Annotated in this window: 19 protein-coding genes; 15 read left to right on the top strand and 4 right to left on the bottom strand. The window is 74.0% G+C overall.

Going from position 1 to position 19,289, the window contains the following annotated elements; all coding sequences use genetic code 11:
* The first annotated feature begins 162 nt into the window (after positions 1-162).
* From QSK39_RS19650 to QSK39_RS19615, 8 genes are all read left to right on the top strand, one after another.
* Positions 163-783, top strand: coding sequence for a hypothetical protein (locus tag QSK39_RS19650; RefSeq protein WP_285479205.1), 621 nt, complete (start codon positions 163-165; stop codon positions 781-783).
* Between the two features lie 19 nt (positions 784-802).
* Positions 803-1,369, top strand: coding sequence for a sigma-70 family RNA polymerase sigma factor (locus QSK39_RS19645; protein ID WP_285479204.1), 567 nt, complete (start codon positions 803-805; stop codon positions 1,367-1,369).
* 162 nt (positions 1,370-1,531) lie between these two features.
* A complete protein-coding gene (locus tag QSK39_RS19640; protein WP_285479203.1) occupies positions 1,532-2,257 on the top strand; it encodes a GAF domain-containing protein in 726 nt (241 codons plus the stop codon).
* Between the two features lie 42 nt (positions 2,258-2,299).
* Positions 2,300-3,034, top strand: a complete 735-nt coding sequence (locus QSK39_RS19635; RefSeq protein ID WP_285479202.1) for a GAF and ANTAR domain-containing protein — start codon at positions 2,300-2,302, stop codon at positions 3,032-3,034.
* Positions 3,035-3,165: 131 nt separating this feature from the next.
* On the top strand, positions 3,166-3,822 hold the full coding sequence (locus QSK39_RS19630; RefSeq protein ID WP_285479201.1) for a phosphoribosyltransferase: 657 nt from the start codon (positions 3,166-3,168) through the stop codon (positions 3,820-3,822).
* A gap of 178 nt (positions 3,823-4,000) precedes the next feature.
* On the top strand, positions 4,001-5,077 hold the full coding sequence (locus QSK39_RS19625; protein WP_285479200.1) for a fatty acid desaturase family protein: 1,077 nt from the start codon (positions 4,001-4,003) through the stop codon (positions 5,075-5,077).
* A gap of 160 nt (positions 5,078-5,237) precedes the next feature.
* The gene (locus tag QSK39_RS19620; RefSeq protein WP_285479199.1) at positions 5,238-5,474 is read left to right on the top strand and encodes a hypothetical protein; all 237 of its coding nucleotides are present in this window, start codon (positions 5,238-5,240) and stop codon (positions 5,472-5,474) included.
* A gap of 63 nt (positions 5,475-5,537) precedes the next feature.
* The gene (locus tag QSK39_RS19615) at positions 5,538-5,882 is read left to right on the top strand and encodes a hypothetical protein (RefSeq protein ID WP_285479198.1); all 345 of its coding nucleotides are present in this window, start codon (positions 5,538-5,540) and stop codon (positions 5,880-5,882) included.
* Between the two features lie 16 nt (positions 5,883-5,898).
* Here the strand turns inward: QSK39_RS19615 and QSK39_RS19610 are convergent, their stop codons facing one another.
* A complete protein-coding gene (locus tag QSK39_RS19610) occupies positions 5,899-6,573 on the bottom strand; it encodes a BON domain-containing protein (protein ID WP_285479197.1) in 675 nt (224 codons plus the stop codon).
* A gap of 93 nt (positions 6,574-6,666) precedes the next feature.
* On the opposite strand from QSK39_RS19610, the gene QSK39_RS19605 reads away from it, so the two are divergent.
* Positions 6,667-7,368 (top strand): response regulator, encoded by a 702-nt coding sequence (locus tag QSK39_RS19605; protein WP_285479196.1) that lies wholly within the window; start codon positions 6,667-6,669, stop codon positions 7,366-7,368.
* Here the strand turns inward: QSK39_RS19605 and QSK39_RS19600 are convergent.
* Positions 7,304-8,206, bottom strand: a complete 903-nt coding sequence (locus tag QSK39_RS19600; protein ID WP_285479195.1) for a nitroreductase family protein — start codon at positions 8,204-8,206, stop codon at positions 7,304-7,306. The two genes, QSK39_RS19605 and QSK39_RS19600, sit on opposite strands and share 65 nt — an antisense overlap.
* A gap of 170 nt (positions 8,207-8,376) precedes the next feature.
* On the opposite strand from QSK39_RS19600, the gene QSK39_RS19595 reads away from it, so the two are divergent.
* Positions 8,377-9,978: a GAF domain-containing sensor histidine kinase gene (locus tag QSK39_RS19595; protein WP_285479194.1), complete on the top strand. Its 1,602-nt coding sequence runs from the start codon at positions 8,377-8,379 to the stop codon at positions 9,976-9,978.
* A 28-nt stretch (positions 9,979-10,006) separates the two neighbouring features.
* The gene (locus QSK39_RS19590; RefSeq protein ID WP_285479193.1) at positions 10,007-10,192 is read left to right on the top strand and encodes a hypothetical protein; all 186 of its coding nucleotides are present in this window, start codon (positions 10,007-10,009) and stop codon (positions 10,190-10,192) included.
* A 427-nt stretch (positions 10,193-10,619) separates the two neighbouring features.
* Here the strand turns inward: QSK39_RS19590 and QSK39_RS19585 are convergent, their stop codons facing one another.
* Positions 10,620-11,096 (bottom strand): SRPBCC family protein, encoded by a 477-nt coding sequence (locus tag QSK39_RS19585; RefSeq protein WP_285479192.1) that lies wholly within the window; start codon positions 11,094-11,096, stop codon positions 10,620-10,622.
* 153 nt (positions 11,097-11,249) lie between these two features.
* On the opposite strand from QSK39_RS19585, the gene QSK39_RS19580 reads away from it, so the two are divergent.
* From QSK39_RS19580 to QSK39_RS19570, 3 genes are all read left to right on the top strand, one after another.
* On the top strand, positions 11,250-12,098 hold the full coding sequence (locus QSK39_RS19580; protein ID WP_285479191.1) for an SCO6745 family protein: 849 nt from the start codon (positions 11,250-11,252) through the stop codon (positions 12,096-12,098).
* Positions 12,099-12,236: 138 nt separating this feature from the next.
* Positions 12,237-13,553 (top strand): GH25 family lysozyme, encoded by a 1,317-nt coding sequence (locus QSK39_RS19575; RefSeq protein ID WP_285479190.1) that lies wholly within the window; start codon positions 12,237-12,239, stop codon positions 13,551-13,553.
* A gap of 35 nt (positions 13,554-13,588) precedes the next feature.
* Complete coding sequence (locus tag QSK39_RS19570; protein ID WP_285479189.1) at positions 13,589-14,317, top strand: D-Ala-D-Ala carboxypeptidase family metallohydrolase; 729 nt, start codon at positions 13,589-13,591, stop codon at positions 14,315-14,317.
* Positions 14,318-14,452: 135 nt separating this feature from the next.
* On the opposite strand, the gene QSK39_RS19565 is transcribed toward QSK39_RS19570, so the two are convergent.
* On the bottom strand, positions 14,453-15,430 hold the full coding sequence (locus QSK39_RS19565) for a helix-turn-helix domain-containing protein (protein ID WP_285479188.1): 978 nt from the start codon (positions 15,428-15,430) through the stop codon (positions 14,453-14,455).
* Between the two features lie 456 nt (positions 15,431-15,886).
* Here QSK39_RS19565 and QSK39_RS19560 point away from each other — a divergent pair, with 456 nt between their 5' ends.
* Positions 15,887-19,279 (top strand): TM0106 family RecB-like putative nuclease, encoded by a 3,393-nt coding sequence (locus tag QSK39_RS19560; RefSeq protein WP_285479187.1) that lies wholly within the window; start codon positions 15,887-15,889, stop codon positions 19,277-19,279.
* Positions 19,280-19,289 lie beyond the last annotated feature (10 nt).

Genomic DNA, 19,289 nt, shown 5'->3' with positions numbered 1-19,289 from the left:
CGCCACGCTAGAGGGCTTTCGGGCGCCGTGCGGGACGAGCACGCGCGGCGGCCGCGCCGGGAGGGGACTAGACTGGCCGCCCAGCGCCCCAGACCTCGGCGATCCTGAATCCCGGTGCCGGCTCTCCGGTTCGGCACCCGTACGGACGGCGAGGCGCACGCGATGACGGGACGCGTGGTGGTGGTCGGGCTGATCGGCCCCGTCTGCGTCTTCGCCACGATCGGCGCCCTGATCCTGCCGTGGGACATCCTCGCCGGCTGGATCCTGCTCGGCGCCGGTGCCGGGCTCCTCGTGGCGTTCGGCGCTCCCCGCCTCCCGCGCGGGCGGCTCGCGGCGAGTGGGCCCGACCTGCTCGCGGGCGCGGCCACCGCCACCGGATTCCTCCTGGTCTGCCTGGTCGTCGCCGGCTTGCGGAACACGGTCGGCGGCGGCCTCACCGCGGCCATCCTGACCCTCCTCGTCGTCGCCGGCCTCGCCGCCGCCCACCGCCGCCGGGCGACCCCGCCCGTCACTCCTGGACGGCACGCCGCCCCGGTGCCACGGCCCGCGGCGCCCCTCCCGGTGGCCGACATGGCGACCGAGGACCTGTGCGTGGCCTGGCGGCGCAGCTACTTCCTCCTGCACCTCGCGGCCGACGAGCAGGCCCGCCGGCTCGTCGTCCAGCGCCGGCAGGACTTCCTCGACGAAATCGAACGCCGGGACCGCCCCGGGTTCGCCCGCTGGCTCGACAGCGGCGCGAAGCCCGGCAGCGATCCCGCCCCCTACCTGACGCGCGGGGGCTGACCGAGCGGAAAGGCGCAGCATGGCGAAGGTCGACGGCGCGCTCCTCGCGTCCGCGGTGTCGGGCGATCGCACCGCGACGGACAGGTTGCTGGGCCTGCTGCACCCGGTGGTGCTGCGGTACTGCCGCGCCCGGCTGGGGGACCGGCACTACCGCGACGGCGACGCCGACGACTGCGCGCAGGAGGTGCTGCTCGGCGTGCTGGGCGCGCTGCCGGGGTACCGGTACGGCGCCGCCCGGTTCCCGAACTTCGTCCACGCCGTCGCCGCGCACAAGGTCGTCGACGCGTACCGCCACCGCGGGGACGACGTCAGCGTCCCGGTCCCGGAGGTCCCCCCGGCGCCCTCCGACCTGCCGGAACCGCACCGCCACGTCGAGGAGCTGGAGCTGCGCCGGCGCGTCCGGCTCCTGCTCGACCTGCTGGTTCCGGCGCAGCGCGACATCGTGGTCCTGCGGGTCATGGTCGGGCTCTCCGCCGAGGAGACCGCGGACGAGCTCGGCGTCGCCAGCTCGGGCGCGGTGCGCGTGAGCCAGCACCGGGCGCTGACCGCGTTGCGCCGGCACCTCGCCGCCGCGGACGTGCGGTGACGGCGCGGCCCGCCCGCGACGGTCCGGGTACGCTTCCGGACGCGGCCGCTGCGGCGGCGCTGATCCGGATCCGGTCGTGTCCGAGTCGGTGGGGCGACCACGAACATCGACTCGAAGGGGACCGGATGTGGCAGCGCGGGGTTCGCCGGTCGTGGGCTCGCGGTGGCTGACATCGAAGTGCTGCGTGCGAGTGTGCTCGCGGCGCTCGGCGAGGGCAGTGCCGGCAGCGGGGTCGACGTCGTGGGCCGGGTGTGCCGGGCGTGCGTGCGCCTGCTGCCGGTGGACGGCGCCGCGGTGTCGGTGATGGCCGACGCCGGGAACCGCGAAGTCGTGTACGCGAGTGACGCCGTGAGCGCGGCGCTGGCGGAATTGCAGTTTTCGCTCGGTGAAGGGCCGTGTTTCGAGGCGTACGTCGTCGGCGGGCCGGTCCTGGTGCCGGACCTGCTCGCCGGGCCGCCCCCGGCGTGGCCGGTGTTCGCCGCCGAGGCCGCGGCGCAGCCGGTGGCCGCGTTGTTCACGTTCCCGGTGCAGATCGGGGCCGTGCGGGTGGCGACCCTCGACACCTACCGGGCGACGCCGGGCTCGCTGAGTCCCGGCGAGCTGTCGACCGCGCTGCAGGTGGCCGACGTCGCGGCGCTCGCGATGTCGGGGCTGTCGGCGGGCGGCGGCCGCTGGCTCGACGGGGACGGGCGGTGGATGGAAGGCGCGGGCATGCGGTACCGGGAGGTGCACCAGGCCACCGGGATGCTGATCGCGCACCTGGACCTGCCCGCTTCCGCCGCACTGGCCCGGTTGCGGGCGTACGCCTTCGGGCACGGCCGTCCACTGCTCGAGGTCGCGGGCGACATCGTGGCCGGGCGGACGAAATTGGACGAGGAGTTCCGGTGAGGGTCACCATGAACGCAGCAGACGAACCGGGAGATGGTGGGCATGGCCGACCGTGAACGACAGGTGACGCGGGCGTTCGTCGCGCTGGCGGACACGCTGGTCGACGACTACGACGTCGCGGATCTGCTGCACACGCTGGTGCAGCAGTGCGTCGAGCTGCTCGACGTCGCGGCGGCAGGGTTGACGCTGGTGGACGAGCGGGGTGGCCTGCAGGTGCTGGCTTCCTCCACCGAGCAGGCCCGCCTGCTCGAGCTGTTCCAGCTCGACATCGACGAGGGCCCGTGCGTCGAGTGCTTCACCACCAGCACGCCGGTGCTGGTGGCCGACATCGCCGCGCAGGCGGGGCGGTGGCCGCGGTTCGCGGCCGAGGCGGCCAAGGAGGGGTTCGCGTCGGTGCACGCGGTGCCCCTGCGCCTGCGCAAGCAGACGATCGGGGCGCTGAACCTCTTCGGGTACGCCCCGGGGGAGCTGTCGGCCGACGACGTCGCGCTCGCGCAGGGCCTGGCCGACACCGCGACCATCGGCATCCTGCACGAACGGGCGGTCCGCCAGGGCGAGGTCCTGTCCGAGCAGCTGCAGACGGCGTTGAACAGCCGGGTGATCATCGAGCAGGCCAAGGGTGTGCTCGCGGTCAGCGGGCAGCTGAGCATGGAAATGGCCTTCGCGGCGTTGCGCGGGTACGCCCGGCGGAACAACGTCCGGCTCAGCGACGTGGCCCGCGCGCTGGCCGACCGCCGGCTCGCGCCCACGGTCGTGCTGGCGCCGTCGGCCACCTGAGCGGGACCGCGGTCCCGGCTGTCCACTGTGGATAGCGGGCGACCGCCGGGCGCAGACCGGCGCCCGGCGGCCCGGGAGCGCGTACGGTGGGGGCGGAGACGGCCCCGTCGTCTCCGACCCCGGGAGTTCCCATGCGGTTCCGTGATCGCCGGGAAGCCGGTGAACGGCTGGCGCTGCGCCTGCGCCCGCTCCGCGGCGGCCGGGCCGTCGTGCTCGGCCTGTCCGAGGGCGGGCTGGTGGTGGCCGCCGAGATCGCCGACGTCCTCGGCGCGCCGCTCGACGTCCTGCTCACCCAGCGGATCGAGGCCGCCGGACCGCCGCCGGTGCTGCTCGGCGCCGTCGGCGAAGGGGGTCTGCTCGTCTGGGACCACGATGCCATCCGCCGGTTCGACATCGCGGCGGCCGAGCTCACCCGGCTGGCCGACCGGGCGCGGGCCGGGCTCGCCCGGCAGGTCGCGGTCTACCGGCGCGACGTCGCGCCGGTGCCGTTCGCGGGCCGGACCGTCGTCCTGGCCGACGACGGCGCGGCCACGGGCACGACCGCGCACACGGCGATCAGCGTCCTGCGGGCCCGCCAGGCCGGCCGGGTCGTGCTGGCCGTCCCGGTGGCCCAGGCCCCCGTGCTCGACCGGCTCGCCCGCGAGGCCGACGAGTTCGTCTGCCTGCGCCCGCTGCCCTGGCTGCACGCGGTCCGCAACAGCTACCGGAAGTTCCCCGCGGTCGCCGACACCGAGGCGCTCGCCCTGCTGCACCGCGAGCCCCGCCGGCCGACCGAGGTCGCCCGCTGACGTCCACAGTGGACTCAGGCGTCGCTCGAGTGCACGTTACGGGCTTGTGGCGCCGGGGAAAACGATCCGGCACCACCCACCTGGCCCAGTGTGCCGCGGCCGCGGGGGCATAGGGTGGGGGCCTGGCCCTGGACCACGGCGACCCCGAAAACCCGCTCCCCCCGAGGAGAACCCGCTGATGACGACCAGTGCCAAGGAGCTCGGCCACGCCGAGATCGAGAAGCTCGGCATCGAGCTCGACGACCTGCGCCTGCGGGTCGCGGCCGATCTCGGCGCGGAAGACGCCGACTACATCCACAACGTCGTCGCGGTGCAACGGTTCTGTGAGGTTTCCGGTCGGCTCCTGCTGTTCGCCGGGTGGTTCCCGCCGGCCTGGGCGGGCGGGGTGGCGGCGCTGGCGGTGTCGAAGATCCTCGACAACATGGAGATCGGGCACAACGTCATGCACGGCCAGTACGACTGGATGAAGGACCCCGCGCTGAACTCGCGGACCTTCGAGTGGGACATGGTCTGCCCGGGCGAGCAGTGGCGCCGCTCGCACAACTTCATGCACCACACCTACACCAACATCCTCGGCCAGGACCGCGATGTGGGCTACGGCATCCTGCGGATCACCGACGACCAGCCCTGGCACCCGTACTACCTGGGCAACCCGGTCTACGCCGCCGCGCAGGCGCTGTTCTTCGAGTACGGCATCATGCTGCACGACCTGGAGGTGGACCGGATCGTGCAGGGCCGGCGGCACTGGGCGGACGTCCGGCCCCTGCTGAAGCCGATGCTGAGCAAGGTCGCCCGGCAGGCCGGCCGGGACTACGTGGTCCACCCGTTGCTCACCGGTCCGCTGGCGCCGTTGACGCTGACGGCGAACGTCACCGCCAACGTGGTGCGCAACCTCTGGGCGTTCTCGATCATCTTCTGCGGACACTTCCCCGACGGGGCCGAGGTGTTCACCGAGGAGGAGAGCGAAGACGAGAGCCGGGGGCAGTGGTACCTGCGCCAGATGCTCGGCTCGGCGAACATCACCGGGAGCCCGGTGTTCCACGTGCTTTCGGGCAACCTGAGCCACCAGATCGAGCACCACCTCTTCCCGGACCTGCCGAGTCACCGCTACCCGCGGATGGCCGCCGAGGTGCGGGAGATCTGCGAGCGCTACGGCCTGCCCTACAACGCGGGTTCCCTCTCGCGGCAGCTCGGTTCGGTGGCGCGGAAGATCTTCCGGCTCGCGCTGCCGGCGAAACGCCCGGTCCGGCCGTGATGTCCGGTCGACCGTCCACAGCGGACCGAGTCGGCATCCGCGAGCAGGACCACCCGGCTGGCGCTGCCGATCGGCCGGGTTCCGAGCGTAGTCTGGAACACCGCCCCGGACCCCGGCGGAAGATCCGTCGACCGAACCGGGGTTTGCCGTGGAATCAGGGGTGGACGACCTCAACGACGAGTACCCGCTGGGCTGGGTCCTCACCTACCGGCGTGGCCGGGCACCCGGCCCGCCGTCCGGCAGCTGCCTGGCCGGGGTGGTCGTGGGGTCACCGGTGCGGGATCCGCGCACCGGCCTCGAAACGATCCCGCTTTCCCCGCTCGAGGGCGGTCGCACGGTCTGGATTCCGGACCGGGACGTCGTCGGGATCGAACCCCGGCTGCCGCCTCCGTCCTGAATGGACACCCAGCGCGCCCCGGACCCCGGCGCCCGAGAGCACCGTCGAGCGAGCGGGGTGGAAATGGGAACGGACACGGACCGGCACTGGCCGGCGCGGCACGGGGGCGGTTACCCACCGGGGTGGCAGGTGCGCTTCCGCGGGCGCCGGCAACGCGGCCCGGCCGGGCGCGACCTGATCGGCACGATCGCGGGCCCCAGCCTGCGCGACGAGCACACCAGCACCACCTGGGTCCCGGTCCGCCCCCGGCCCGCGGCTCCCGACATCCCCCCGATCCTGGTGCGGGCCCAGGACATCCTCGACGCCCGCCCACCGGGCGAACCCGCGCTCGAGAGCGAAGAGGCCGGCGGGCGGAAGGTGGTCGTCGAACTGCCGGAGCGCGGGCCCGACGGCCACCCGGTGCGCTAGCGGTGCCAGAGAGGGCTCAGCCGGAGATCTCCACCTGGTTGTCGACCGCGGTCACGCCGCGCGCGAACCACGCGGTCCGCTCGGCCGAACGGCGTTCGGCCGGGGTGGGGACGGCACCGGTCAGGGTGACCTGGCCGTCGTCGACGCCTACTTCGACGTGCTGCGTGAGCGCCGGGGCGTGCCGCGCCAGTGCCGCGACGATCTTCGTCTTGATCTCGGCCGAGGGCACGCCCGGCGACGGCCGCAGCGTGATCAGGTTCCGCACGCCGCCGATCCCGGGGAGCGCGGCCACCGCCTGGCGGGCGGCTTCGCGCTGGTGGTGCCAGTCCACCGACCCGCGCAGGGTGATCACCCGGTCGCGCACGTCGACCTGCACCGAGTCCTTCGGCACCAGGACCGTCCGGCGGTCGAACACGATCATGGCTTCGCGGGCGAGATCCACGTCCTCGGGCGCACCGTGGCCGTGCCGCACGAGGATCTTGTCCACGGTGGTGGTCACACCGTGGACGCGGGCCGCGGCGCGCAGGGCCTCTTCCTTCTCGGGGTACGTGCCGACGTGCCCCGACAGCGTCGCGACGCCGGTTGCGACGGTCACGCCGATTTCTTCGGCGTTGACGCTGGGGGTCCAGGCGAGCTCATCGGTGACGGCGCTCTTGACGTGATGATCGGGCCTGTGCTGGATCTGTGTCATCCCGCCACCGTGCTCCTCGCCCGCGGCGCGGCCTAGAGTCGCGCGACCTCTGTTGCGGGGTCGTCCGGCGCGGGGCGGGGGTAGCCTGGGGCGGTGGATGACAGCGTGCACGACCTGCCCGTCACCACGGTCTTCCTGGTCGACGACCACGAACTCGTGCGGCGCGGGGTCGCCGAGCTGATCGACGACGAACCCGACCTGAGCGTCGTCGGGCAGGCTTCGTCGGTGGCCGAGGCCATGGCGAGGGTGCCCGCGCTACGGCCGGACGTGGCGGTGCTGGACGTCCGGCTGCCCGACGGGAACGGGGTGGCGCTGTGCCGTGACCTGCGCGCGGCCCTGCCCGGCCTGCGGTGCCTGATGCTGACCTCCTTCACCGACGAGGATTCGATGGTCGAAGCGGTCCGGGCCGGCGCCGAGGGGTACGTGATCAAGGACGTGAAGGGGCTGCAGCTGGTCGACGCCATCCGCCGGGTGGGGGCGGGTGAGACCCTGCTGGACGGCCGGGCGGTCGCCGCGCTCGTGGCCGAGCTGCGGGCCGGCGCCGGGGAACCGGGGCCGCTGGCGGGGCTGAGCGAGCAGGAGCTCGTCCTGCTGGACCTCCTGGGGGAAAGCCTGACCAACCGGCAGATCGCCGAGCGGATGTTCCTGGCCGAGAAGACCGTCAAGAACTACGTGTCCCGCCTGCTGGCGAAGCTCGGGCTGGAGCGGCGGTCCCAGGCGGCGGTCCTGGTCACCGGAATCCACGGTGCGCACCGCCGTCCGGACGACCGGCCGAGTACGGGTGCTCGTCGCTGATCACGATGTCCTCGAGCGGCGTCCGCGCCAAGGACTGCACCGCGGCGCCGTGCCCGAGGCGCAGCATGATCTGGGGCCAGAGCCCGCCGCCGAGCAGCTGCCGCAGCTCGCGCCGGGTCGCCGGCGCGGCCATCGGTTGTGAGGAGAGCGCCGCCGAGAGGCCCGCGGCGGTGGCGGTCAGCAGGACCCGCTGCATGGCCTGACCGGACTGGAACCGGCCGAGCGCGGTGTCGTGCAGGGAGCCGATGACCACGACCAGCCGGTCGGGTTCGACGTCGAGGTCCGTTCCGCCGCCGGGCCCCGGCGGTCCCGGCGGGACCTCCGCGTGGCGCATGATCTCCCGCAGCTGCGGGACCTGCTCGGCGGTGATGGTGGCCAGCCACGCGCGTTCCACTTCCGCCGCCCGCCGGAGCTGCCGCTGCACCACGGCCGGGACCACGGCGGTGGTGAAGGGCCGCCGGTTGCTCTGGCGGTCGGCGATGGCCGCCACGAGCTCCCCGTCGTGCGGCGCGATCGTCTCGTACCCCTCGGGCCGCACGACGGCGAGCAGGTCGGGCCGGCCCGCCGAGGGGAACAGCCGGACGTCGGCGTGGCTGCCCTGCGCCTTGATCGCCAGCCGGAGGTTCAGCAGGGCCGCCCCGCAGTCCAGCAGGCGTTCCCGCTGTTCGCTGTCGGTGCCGGGGGTGAGCGGGTCCGCGTACAGCTCGATGGCGTCCGGCGTGCACTGGAACCGCCACGGCCGCGCGTTCCGCAGCGGCGGGGGAGCCGTGGCCGCGAGCAGGACGGATCGCACCTGGCTCGCGCTGAGGTGCCCGACGGGCATGACACCGGTCTTCATGGACGGCTCCGAACTCCTGGGTTCCCGGACGTCTCCCACCGTCCGCCGCGGCCGCGGCGGGAGCCAAGTGCCGAACGGCACCCGTGGCCGGGCGAAGGTCGCCGGTTGCGAACGCGGTTCGGTTGTCCCGGATGCCGCCACGCGCCGGACCGCCGTGCCACTGTGGGGACATGCCCGAGGAAACGCCGTCGGGCCGGGACCGGATGGACGCGCTGCCGGCGGCCGTCCTGGCCTTTTCCGCCGGTTTGGAGCTCGAAACCACGCTTCAGCGGATCGTGACCGCCGCGGCCGGCCTGGTCGGCGCCCGCTACGGCGCGCTGGCCCTGCTCGACGAGGACGGCCGGACGACCGCGTTCGCCGTCACCGGCGTCGACGCCGCCACCCGGGACCGGATCGGCCCGCCCCCGGACGGGCACGGGCTGCTCGGCGACCTGGTGACCGGCCGGGTGCCGGTGCGCCTGCCCGAGCTGGGCACGCGGGGCTTCCCGCCGGGCCACCCGCCGATGCGGGCCTTCCTCGGTGTCCCGCTGGTGGTGCGGGGCACGATCCTCGGCCGGCTGTACCTCGGCGGCGAGCGGCCCTTCACCGCCGACGACGAGCGCGCGACCGTGGCACTGGCGGCGGCCGCCGGGTTCGCCGTGGACAACGCGCGCCTCTACGAGGAGAGCCGGAGCCGGCAGCGGTGGCTGGAAGCGACCGGCGAGATCTCCGCCGAGCTGCTGGGCGGCACCGACGTGCACGCGGTGCTGCGCCTGGTCGCGAGCCGTGCCGCCGAGCTCACCGGCGCCGACGACGCGCTCATCGCGCTGCCCGTGGCGCCCGGCGGCCCGCTGGCCGTGACGGTGTGCGCGGGGCCCGACGCCGAGGTGCTGACCGGCCGCCGGATCCCGCTCGAGGGGTCGACCTCGGGCGCGGTCCTGCGCGACCACGTGCCGCGCAACGTGCCGGCCCTGGCGTACGACCTCGGCGTGGACCTCGGGCCGGCACTGGCGGTCCGGTTGCGCTCCGGTTCGCGCTCGGGTGCGGCGGTGCTCCTGGCGATCCGCGCGCCCGGCGCGGCGCGGTTCGGCGAGCACGAGCTCCAGCTCGTGTCCGCCTTCGCCGACCAGGCCGCGCTGGCCCTGCGGGACGCGGAAAGCCAGGCCGCACGGCGGGAGCTGGACGTGGTGGTGGACCGCGACCGGATCGCCCGCGACCTCCACGACCACGTCATCCAGCGGCTGTTCGCGGTCGGCCTCGGCATCGAAGGCACCCGGCGCCGGTCGGCCTCGCCCGCGGTGACCGCCCGGCTCACCCAGCACATCGACCAGCTCCAGGACGTCATCGAGGAGATCCGCAGCGCGATCTTCGCCCTGCACGCCCAGCCGGGAGCGGGCCGGCGCCTGCGCACGCGCCTGCAGAACGCGATCACCGACACGACCGCGGACTCCGCGATCCACACGACGGTGCGGCTGTCGGGCGCGATCGACCGGGTGCCGGCGGGCCTGGCGGAGCACGCGGAGGCGGTCGTCCGCGAAGCGGTCAGCAACGTCCTGCGCCACGCGCGCGCGGCGGAGCTGACGGTCACCGTTTCCCTGGACGGCGACCTGGTCGTCGAGGTCGCGGACTCGGGGATCGGCATGCCGGAAGCCGTGGCGCGCAGCGGGCTCCGCAACCTCGAGCAGCGCGCGGCGGAAGCGGGCGGATCGCTGCGGCTCGAACGCCCGGCCGCGGGCGGCACCCGGCTGGTGTGGACGAGCCCGCTACCCGGACGCGCGCCTTCCGCCGGGTAGCGGCCGGGGATTCGGGTATCCGCCGGTCATGACGGACAACCGAGAAGAGCCGGACCGCACGGACGTGCCCGGAGAAGCCCAGCCCGCCGAAACCCTGGACCGCGGACTCGCGCCGCCGTCGGTGGTTCCGGAGATCACTTCGACCCACCCACTCGACCGCGGGCTGGCCCCGCCCGACGACGAGGAGAGCGGCCCGGGTTCCGCGCGGACCTAGGGGCGTGTCCGGCAAAGTCCTGGTTCAGGTGATCACGGCATCGAGGACGACCGCCGATCGATGGACGATGGCGAGCTTGTCATGACGAGTGGCAAGAACAGGCCTAGTCGCCGCGGACGCGCTCAGGTCGGGTGCGGGCCCGACCGCGTCCCGGGCGAGTGATGTGCAGCTGCCGCACGAGGTGCGGGAACATGGTGCGTCCCCGGCCTGGCCGGGACCGACCATCGTCACCAGCGGCCGATCGCATGTTCAGGCGGCTCGATACAGCATCCGAGAGCAACTGAAATCGCGACACACTCGGCAGTATCCCGGCAGCCTACCAGTCCACTTCGGACAGTGGGCGGCCCGGGAAACCTTTCCGCGCACGCCAAACGGCCGGTCCCCTCGAGAGTTGCTCTCGGGAGGACCGGCCGCGGTGCGCGCGGTGTTACTTCGCGGGGTGCTGGCCGGGGCGGTCGACGTCGCCGCGCCAGGCACCGGTCTCGTGGCCGTCGCGGACCTCGATGAACTTCTTGAACCGGTCGAGGTCGCCTTGGACCCGGTGGTCGAGGATGCCGAGCTTGTCGGCGACGTTCTCGACGAAGCCCTCGGGGTCGATGTCCATCTGGACGGTGACCCGGGTGCTGGTGTCGTCGAGGCGGTGCACGGTGACGACGCCGGCGTGGTTCGGGCCGGAATCGGACTTCCAGGCGACCCGCTCGTCGCGGTTCTGCTCGGTGATCGTGGCGTCGAACTGCCTGGTGACGCCGGTGACGCTGATGGTCCAGTGGGTGTGGGTGTTGTCCACCTGCTCGATGCGGTCGACGCCTTCCATGAAACGGGGGAAGTCGGCGAACTGGGTCCACTGGTTGTAGACGGTGCTCACATCGGCTTCGACGTCGACGGACTTCGTGATCGTGCTCATGCCGCGGTCGCTCCTTCTCTTCGGTCTCGGGATACCGCACTCGCAGTGCACGGCCACTGTTCGGCTACCCGTCGTTCCAAGTGATAAACCGACCGCCTCCCGGTGACCCGATTTCCCCGGCCCGCCGTACCGACCGGATGGTATGTTCGCCGCGTGATCGAAGCGGCGCGCCGGACCTGGCGATTTCTCGAGCCCTACCACGGAATGATCTACTTCGCCCCGGAAGCCGCGGCCGCCTACGGGAAGCTCGGACTCACCGGCCGCAGCGGCTACTTCGCGTCGCGGTCGGCGGCGCTCGGCGCGGTTCCGGCGCCGGTCGTGGTCGCGACCTTCTACAACTTCAACCCGGCCCTCGTCGAGGCCTCGATCAGCGCCGCCTGGTCCACCACCGACCCGGCCGCCGTCCTCGCCGCGCGCTACGCCGCGGCCGACCAGGCGTTGCGCGGCATCCTGGGCGACGCCGTCACCTCGCCCGAAATGCGCCGGGCCGCCGCTCTCCTGCGTGAGGCCGCCGAGACGATCACCGGCGACGTCACCGGCCGCCCGCTCTTCGCCGCCCACGCGGCCCTGCCGTGGCCCGACGAGCCCCACCTGGTTCTGTGGCACGCCCAGACCCTGCTCCGCGAGTACCGCGGCGACGCGCACATCGCCGCCCTGCTGACGGCCGGCCTGCGCGGCATCGAAGCCCTCGTCACCCACGCCGCTTCCGGCGCCGTCCCCGCCGAAACCCTGCGCACCTCCCGGTCGTGGTCCGAGGACGACTGGACCCGGGCCGTCTCCGGCCTCCGCGAGCGGGACTGGCTCACCGGCGACACCGACCTGACCTTCACCCCCGCCGGCGCGGCCCGCCGGGCGGAGATCGAGCAGGCGACCGACGAAAACAGCGTGACTCCCTACGCCCACCTCGGCGAGCCCGCCTGCGCCGAACTGCAGACGCTGGTGAGCCCGTTCAGCCGGGCGCTCGCCGGGAAACTCATGCCCTGGGCGCTCGCGAGGCCGTAGCGGGGACGGCGGAAGGCGTCCCAGCCGCGTCCCACGGGGGTGGCGTTCCCGCTGGTCCGGTGCGGTGGGACTGTCCCGGCGTCCCGAGTCGGCCGCCGACCGGCGACCGGCGGCCCGGCCACTGCCAGCCTCCTGGCCATGCAAAGACTCGCTCTGGCCGTCGCGGTGCTGCTGGTGTTCCCCGCCGCGACCGCCGCCGCCGCGGCCGACGCCGTCGCGGTGTGCGGGCACACCAGTGCCCAGCCCACCCTGAAGCAGGGGTCGACCGGCGCCGAGGTCGTCGAAGCCCAGTGCCAGCTGAACCTGGCCACCAAGGCGAGCCGGTACACGCCCATCGGCGCGGACGGTTCCTTCGGCGCGGCGACCGACGCCCGGGTCCGCGTCTTCCAGCGCTGCGCCGCCCTGAGCGTGGACGGGGAGATCGGGCCGAACACGTGGGCCGCGCTCAACTCGTGGGCCGCGCGGCCGAAGAAGTGCGCCACCCAGGGCACCTCCGACACCGCGCAGAGCGTGGTGTGCGGCTTTTCGACGGCGCGGCCGACCCTGCAGAGCGGGTCCACCGGCACGGAGGTCAAGGAGCTCCAGTGCCGGCTGAACCTCGCCATGGAGCCGGGCCACTACCCGCCGCTGACGGTCGACGGCAACTTCGGGGACGGCACCCGCAACCGGGTGATCCAGTTCCAGCACTGCGTCAACGCCAGTGCCGACGGCGTCGCCGGGCCCACCACCTGGGCGAAGGTCACCGACTGGTCCGGCCGCAACGCCTACTGCACGCCGCCGAAGCCCGCCGGGCACCCGATCGACGGCGTGGACACGGCGAAGTACCAGCACCCCGGTGGCGCGGCGATCAACTGGGGCGCGGTGAAGGCGTCCGGCGTCGAGTTCGCGACCGTCAAGGCGACCCGCGGCCTGAACGTCACCGACGAGTACCTGGCCACGGACCTGCCCGCCGCTCGCAACGCCGGCCTGGCCGTGGGGCCGTACCACTTCTACACGGGCACGGCGGCGAACACCGGCGGCGCGCAGGCGGACCGGTTCATCGCCGCGGTGAAGGCCACCGGGTACACCGGCAAGCGCGCCGGCGACCTGCCGCCCGTCTTCGACCTGGAGTGGAAGGACGACGGCTCCGGCGGCTGCCCGCCGTACGTCACCGTCGCCGACGCGAAGGCGTGGCTGGACAAGGTCCAGACGGCGTTCGGCCGGACCCCGATCATCTACACCCAGAAGTCGTTCCTGGACGCGTGCCTGGGCGGCACCACGGCGCTGTCCGGCTATCCGATGCAGCTCGCCGACTACCGCCAGTCCGTCTCGCAGCCGGCGCTGCCCGCCGGGTCGTCGACGTGGCTGATGTGGCAGTACACCGACGCGGCCATCCCCGACGGCATCCCCGCCCCGGCGACCGGGGACGTCTTCAACGGCACCCAGGCCGCTCTCGACCAGCTCGCCAACCGCTGATTCCCCGCTAGGAAAGGACGAGAATGAGACTCCCCATGAGCCGCCGCACGGTACTGCGCGGCGCGGTGGTGCTCGGCGCGACCGCGGCGGTCACCCCGCTGCTGCTTTCGGGCACCGCCCAGGCTTATCCGTGGTCCCGCACCCTGTCCGAGGGCAGCACGGGCGCCGACGTCACCGAGCTCCAGATCCGGGTGGCGGGCTGGGCTGCCGACAGCCCCAGCCACAGCCGGGTCTCGATCGACGGCGAGTTCGGTCCCGGCACGGCGGCGGCGGTCCGCCGGTTCCAGGCGGCCTACGGCCTGGGCGCGGACGGCCAGGTCGGCCCGGCCACCCAGTCGGCGCTCAACGCGCTGGAGCAGAGCGACGGGTCGACCGTGCACTTCAACTTCAGCGAGTTCACCGACCGGGTGAGCGGCACCTTCAACGGCGGCAAGGTCAGCGCGGCCACCGCCAAGGAGAACGCCCGCCGCTGCATGTACAAGCTCGAGGCGGTGCGCAAGAAGCTCGGGAACAAGCCGATCACGGTGAACTCCGGGTTCCGCAGCATCGCGCACAACGCGGAGATCGGCGGCGCCAGCGACAGCATGCACATGTACGGCACCGCGGCCGACCTGGACGTGCCGGGCGTGGCCAACAAGACGGTCTACCAGAAGGCCGAGACCAGCGGGTTCTCCGGCCTGGAGACCTACAACACCGACCACCAGCACGTGGACAGCCGGGCCGACCTCGGCCGCGCGTGGTGGTGGGAGAACGGCACGGTCTGACCGGCGACTGGGGGTCTGACGCCGGAAACCCCGCCCTCGGGGGTTTCCGGCGTCAGCGTGCCGCGGAACCCGCACCCTCCGGCCCGTTTCCCGGGCCGCCCCTCGCGGAGGGCGCGGGTTCCGCCCTGTCGGCGCTCAGTGCGCCTGCGGGTTCTGCAGAGCCGCCGAGCAGGACGGCCAGTCGTGGAAGTCGTGGTGGGCGCTCCACAGGCGGTGCGCCGCGTCGATGTTCCAGACCGGGTCGAACGCCTGGCGCGGCGTGCCGCCCAGGTCCAGCAGGCGGGCGTCGGAGATCTGGAAGATCCCCCAGTTGCGGCTGCCGTTCGTGTTCGGCAGCACCCACAGCGGATCGAGGAACGACGCGCAGCGGGCGATCGCGACCGCGGTGTCCGGCGCCTCGGTGAACACGGCCCGGACCCGCTGCTCCACCATGGCCGCCGACCAGCCCGCGAGGCTGGTCCGGTGGTCGTACAGCGCGGTCTTGGTGGCCTCGTCGACGACGCCGCGCGCGGGCAGCCCGGCCAGCACCTGGAACGCGGTGACCCGGCGCAGTGTCTCCGGACCGAACGAGCCGTCGACCGAAAGCCGGCCCTGGGCCGAGACCAGCAGGTTCTGCACCTCGGTGACGCACTCGTCGTGCTGGCCCATGCTCACCGGCGGCCGGCACGCCGCGGAGAACAGCATCCGGTCGGCGTAGCGGCCGGGAGCCGGTTCGGACCCGTCGGCGGTGACCCAGACCAGGCCACCGGCCAGCAGCACCGCGATCGCGACGGCCACCGCCGCGTACGCGCGCCTGCGCCGCCGCGGCGCGACGTCCGCGCCGGCCGCCGGCGGCTCGGCGTGCTCCGACGGCACCCCGTCGTCCCGGGCCGCGTCCGCCAGCGCCCACAGCTGGTGCAGTTCGCGCAGTTCCTCCGCGGACGCGCCGCAGACCTTGGCGAACGAGTGGACCACGCGGTAGTCGGCGGGCACGCTCTTGCCCGAGCAGTACCGGTGCAGGCTGGAGCCGCTGGCCCCGGCCTGCCGGCCGAGCCGTTCGTAGCCCTGCCCGCTGCGGTCCTTCAACATGCGCAGGTAGGCGGCGAACTTGTCCGCGTGCAATGTCACGGTCACTGTTACACCTCGCTCGGGCAGCATCCGGCCGGACGGAAACTAACACCGTCCGGCCGGATGCCGGGCGGAAACCGACGGATTGCGCCACCCGGCGGTCTGCACCCGGCCAGGTGGTGGCACCTCGCCGTCACACCAACGGTTCCGGCCGTTCCCGGCGAACCGGGGCCGGGGCCGTTGGGGGAACGGACACGCGCCCACCTGCGCTGCGGTCGCCGCCGGCCGGCCGGCGCCGGGGTTGCCGCGCGGCTGTTGCGGGAACGGATAGGCGCCCACCTGCGCTGCGGTCGCTGCCGCGGGCCGGCCGACGCCGGTTACGGCCCCGGCCGCGGTTCGCCGCCCGGCCGGCCGCCGGTGTCGCCGCCTCGAGACTTCGGCTGGCCGGTGCCCTCCGGCGGTCGGCGTGTCGGGTGCGGGGTGCTCCGGCCGGGGTCACCGCCCGTGTCAGACTCCGCGGCGATGGACACCCCAGCCGATCTCGCCGACCTGCTCGAATGCGAACACCGCAGCGTGCTGAACCAGGCGCTGGCCGCGGGCCTGCCGGGGGCGCCGCGGCCCGGTCCCGGGCCCGACCAGCCGGAGGTGCGGCGGGGCCGCGCGGCCGTGGCGGCGCTGCTCGCCCGGTTCCGCCGCGAAGGGCGCGACGTGGTCGTGATCGACGTCCGGGATCCGGTGGCGGCCGCGAAGGCCACCGAGAAGGCGGTGCGGGCGGGGGTGCCGGTGATCCACCGGGCCGTCGTCGGCGACGGCGAGTTCACGGCGTGCGCGGACTTCCTGGTCCGGGACGGCGAAGGCCGCTACGAGGTCTACGGCGCGAAGCCGGCCCGGCAGGCGAAGCCCGCCGCGGTGGTGGAGCTGACCGCCTGCGCCGACGCGGTGCGGCGGGCCGGCTGGCCGGCCGGGCCCCACCTGCACCTGGGCCTCGGCGACGGCAGCACCCGGACGTTGCGGGTCGAAGACTTCCTGCCCGTGGTGAACCGCCTCCGGGCGCGGCTGCGCGGCCGGGCGCCGGAGCTGCCGGCCCGGCTGTGGGCCGACGAACGCCCCGCGTGCGCCGGCTGCCGCTTCGCCCAGCACTGCGCCACGGCCCGCGAAGCCGACCGCGATCTGTCGCTCGTGGCCGGGATGCGCGGCGACCAGCGCCGCAAGCTGGCGGCCGCCGGGCTGGGCTCGATCGACGCGCTGGCCGCGGCCGTGCCGGGCGACCGGCCGCGCGACCTGTCCGTCACGGCGTTCGAGACCCTGCGCGCGCAGGCCGCGCTCCAGGTCCGGCAGGACGCCACCGGCGAGGTCGCCTACGAGGTCGTCGAGCCCGGGGTGCTCGCCGAGCTGCCCGCCCCCGCGCCCGGGGACGTATTCCTCGATCTGGCGGGTGATCCGCACGCGTTGTCGGGCGAAGGGCTCGAGTACCTCTTCGGCGCGCTCACCGCGCAGGACGACCGGCGGTTCACGCCGTTCTGGGCGCACACCCGGGCCGAGGAGAAGCGGGCGTTCGAGGAGTTCGTCGACTTCGCCGCGGCGCGGGTCGAGGAGCACCCCGGGTCGCACGTCTACCACTACGCGCCCTACGAGGTCACCGCGATCAAGCGGCTCGCGGCGGTGCACGGCACCCGGGAGGAGACCGTCGACCACCTGCTGCGCAGCGGGGCGGTCGTGGACCTGCACGCGGTGGTGCGCAAGGCGATGCGCGTGTCGCAGCGGTCGTACTCGATCCGGCACCTCGAGCCGCTCTTCCAGCCCGGCGCCCGCGACGGCGGCACGAAGGCCGTGCTGTCGGATGTCGAGGCGTACGAGGAGTACCTGGCGTTCGCGCGCTCGGGGGAGCCGGAGCGGGCGGCCGAGGTCCTGCGCGGCATCGGCGAAAACACCGAGTACGACTGCGTTGCGGCCCTGCGGCTGTTCGAGTTCCTCCACCAGGTCCGGGCCGACGCGGGGATCGACGTGCCGGTGCCGGCGGAAGAGTCCGCCGAGGACGCGCTGCTGCGCGCGGCCGAGGAGGACGTCGCCGCCGAGCGCCGCGCCGAACGCGCCGCGCAGCTGGCCGCGCTGGTCGACCCGCTGCTCGACGGGCTGCCGGACGATCCGGGCGACTTCACCGGCGACGAGCGGGCCCGCGCGCTGCTCGCGGCGTCGGTCGGCTACCACCGCCGGGAGACGAACCCCGCGTGGTGGGAGTACTTCCGCCGGCTCGCCGCTCCGCTCGGCGACCTGGAGATCGACACCGCGTGCGCGGTGCCGGTGTCGCTCGAAGCGGGGGAGTGGGTGCCACCCGCCGGGCGGGTCCGCACCGCGAAGCGGACCCTGCTCGTCGCGTGCGACCCGGACCGGCCGCACCCGTTCACCCCGGGTGACGAAGTGCGGCTGCGCTACGGCGCCACCGCGCGGGACGCCAAGGTCGTCGCCGCCTCCGCCGTGGAGCTGACGCTGGAGGAGAGCAGCCCGCCGGACGCCACCACCGCGGACCGGCCGGTCGCGGTGCTGCCCGGCAGCCCGGTGCGGCCCTCGCCGAAGGACGAGGCGGTCGCCGACCTCGCCCGCCTGGTCGTCGACGCGCTCCCGGAGCTGCCGCGGCATCCCGGCGTCGACCTGCTCCGCCGGACCGCGCCGCGGCTGCGCCTGGGCGCCGCGCTGCCGGAACCGGGGGAGGACCTGGTCGCCACGGTGATCGACGCGGTCGAGGAGCTCGACGGGTCCGCGCTCGCGGTGCAGGGACCGCCGGGGGCGGGCAAGACCTACCTCGCGGGCAAGCTGATCGCCCGGCTCGTGCGCGCGGGGCGGACCGTCGCGGTCACCTCCACGAGCCACAAGGCCGTCGAAAACGTGCTGAGCGCGGCGAAGAAGAGCGCGCCGGACCTGCCGTGCGCCAAGCGGGCGAAGAAGACCCCGGACCCGGCCGCGCCGTGGGAGCAGCCGAAGAGCAACCCGGCGCTGGTGAAGTGGCGCGAAGAGCACACCGACGGGCACCTGGTCGGCGGGACGGCGTGGACGTTCGCCAACGCCGCGATCCGGGAGGAGCCCTTCGACCTGCTGATCATCGACGAGGCGGGCCAGTTCGCCCTCGCCGACGCGCTCGCGGTGTCGATGTGCGCGAAGAACGTCCTGCTGCTGGGCGATCCGCAGCAGCTGCCCCAGGTCGTGCAGGGCACGCACCCGGCGGGCGCGGAGGCGTCGGCGCTGGGGCACGTGATCGGCGAGGCCGACATCATGCCGGCGTCGCTGGGCTACTTCCTCGACGAGACGCGGCGCATGCACCCGGCCGTGTGCGAGCCGGTGTCGAACCTGTCCTACGCCGGCCGGCTGCACGCCCACCCCTCGGCCGCCGGCCGCGGCCTGGACGGCATCGCCGCGGGGCTGTACCTGGCCGAGGTCGACCACCACGGCAACACGACCCGCTCGGTGGAGGAAGCCGCCGCCGTCACGGAGATCGTGGCCGGCCTGCACGGTCGCATGTGGACGGACCACGGCCCGGCCCGGCCGCTCGGGGACGCCGACATCGTCGTCGTGGCGCCCTACAACCTGCAGGCGCGGACGGTGACCCGGGCACTGGACGAGGCGGGGTTCCCGGGGGTCCGGGTGGGCACGGTCGACCGCTTCCAGGGCCAGGAAGCGCCGGTGGTGATCACCACGATGACGTCGTCGTCGGCGATCGACCTGCCCCGCGGGCTGGACTTCCTGTTGTCCCGCAACCGGCTCAACGTGGCCCTGTCCCGGGCGCAGGCGCTGGCGATCCTGGTGTGCTCGCCCCGGCTCGTCGAGGCCGACATCCGGACGGTGGAGGAGATGCGGCTCGTGGCGGGCATGATCGGCCTGATGACCGACGCGCGGCCGTGGATCTCCACGACCGTCCGATGAGGACGGTCCG

It is taken from the genome of Amycolatopsis sp. NBRC 101858 (assembly GCF_030269325.1).
Lineage (GTDB): Bacteria > Actinomycetota > Actinomycetes > Mycobacteriales > Pseudonocardiaceae > Amycolatopsis > Amycolatopsis ponsaeliensis.
Note: the sequence above shows the minus strand (reverse complement) of the source record. Positions and strands in the feature narration are given on the sequence as shown.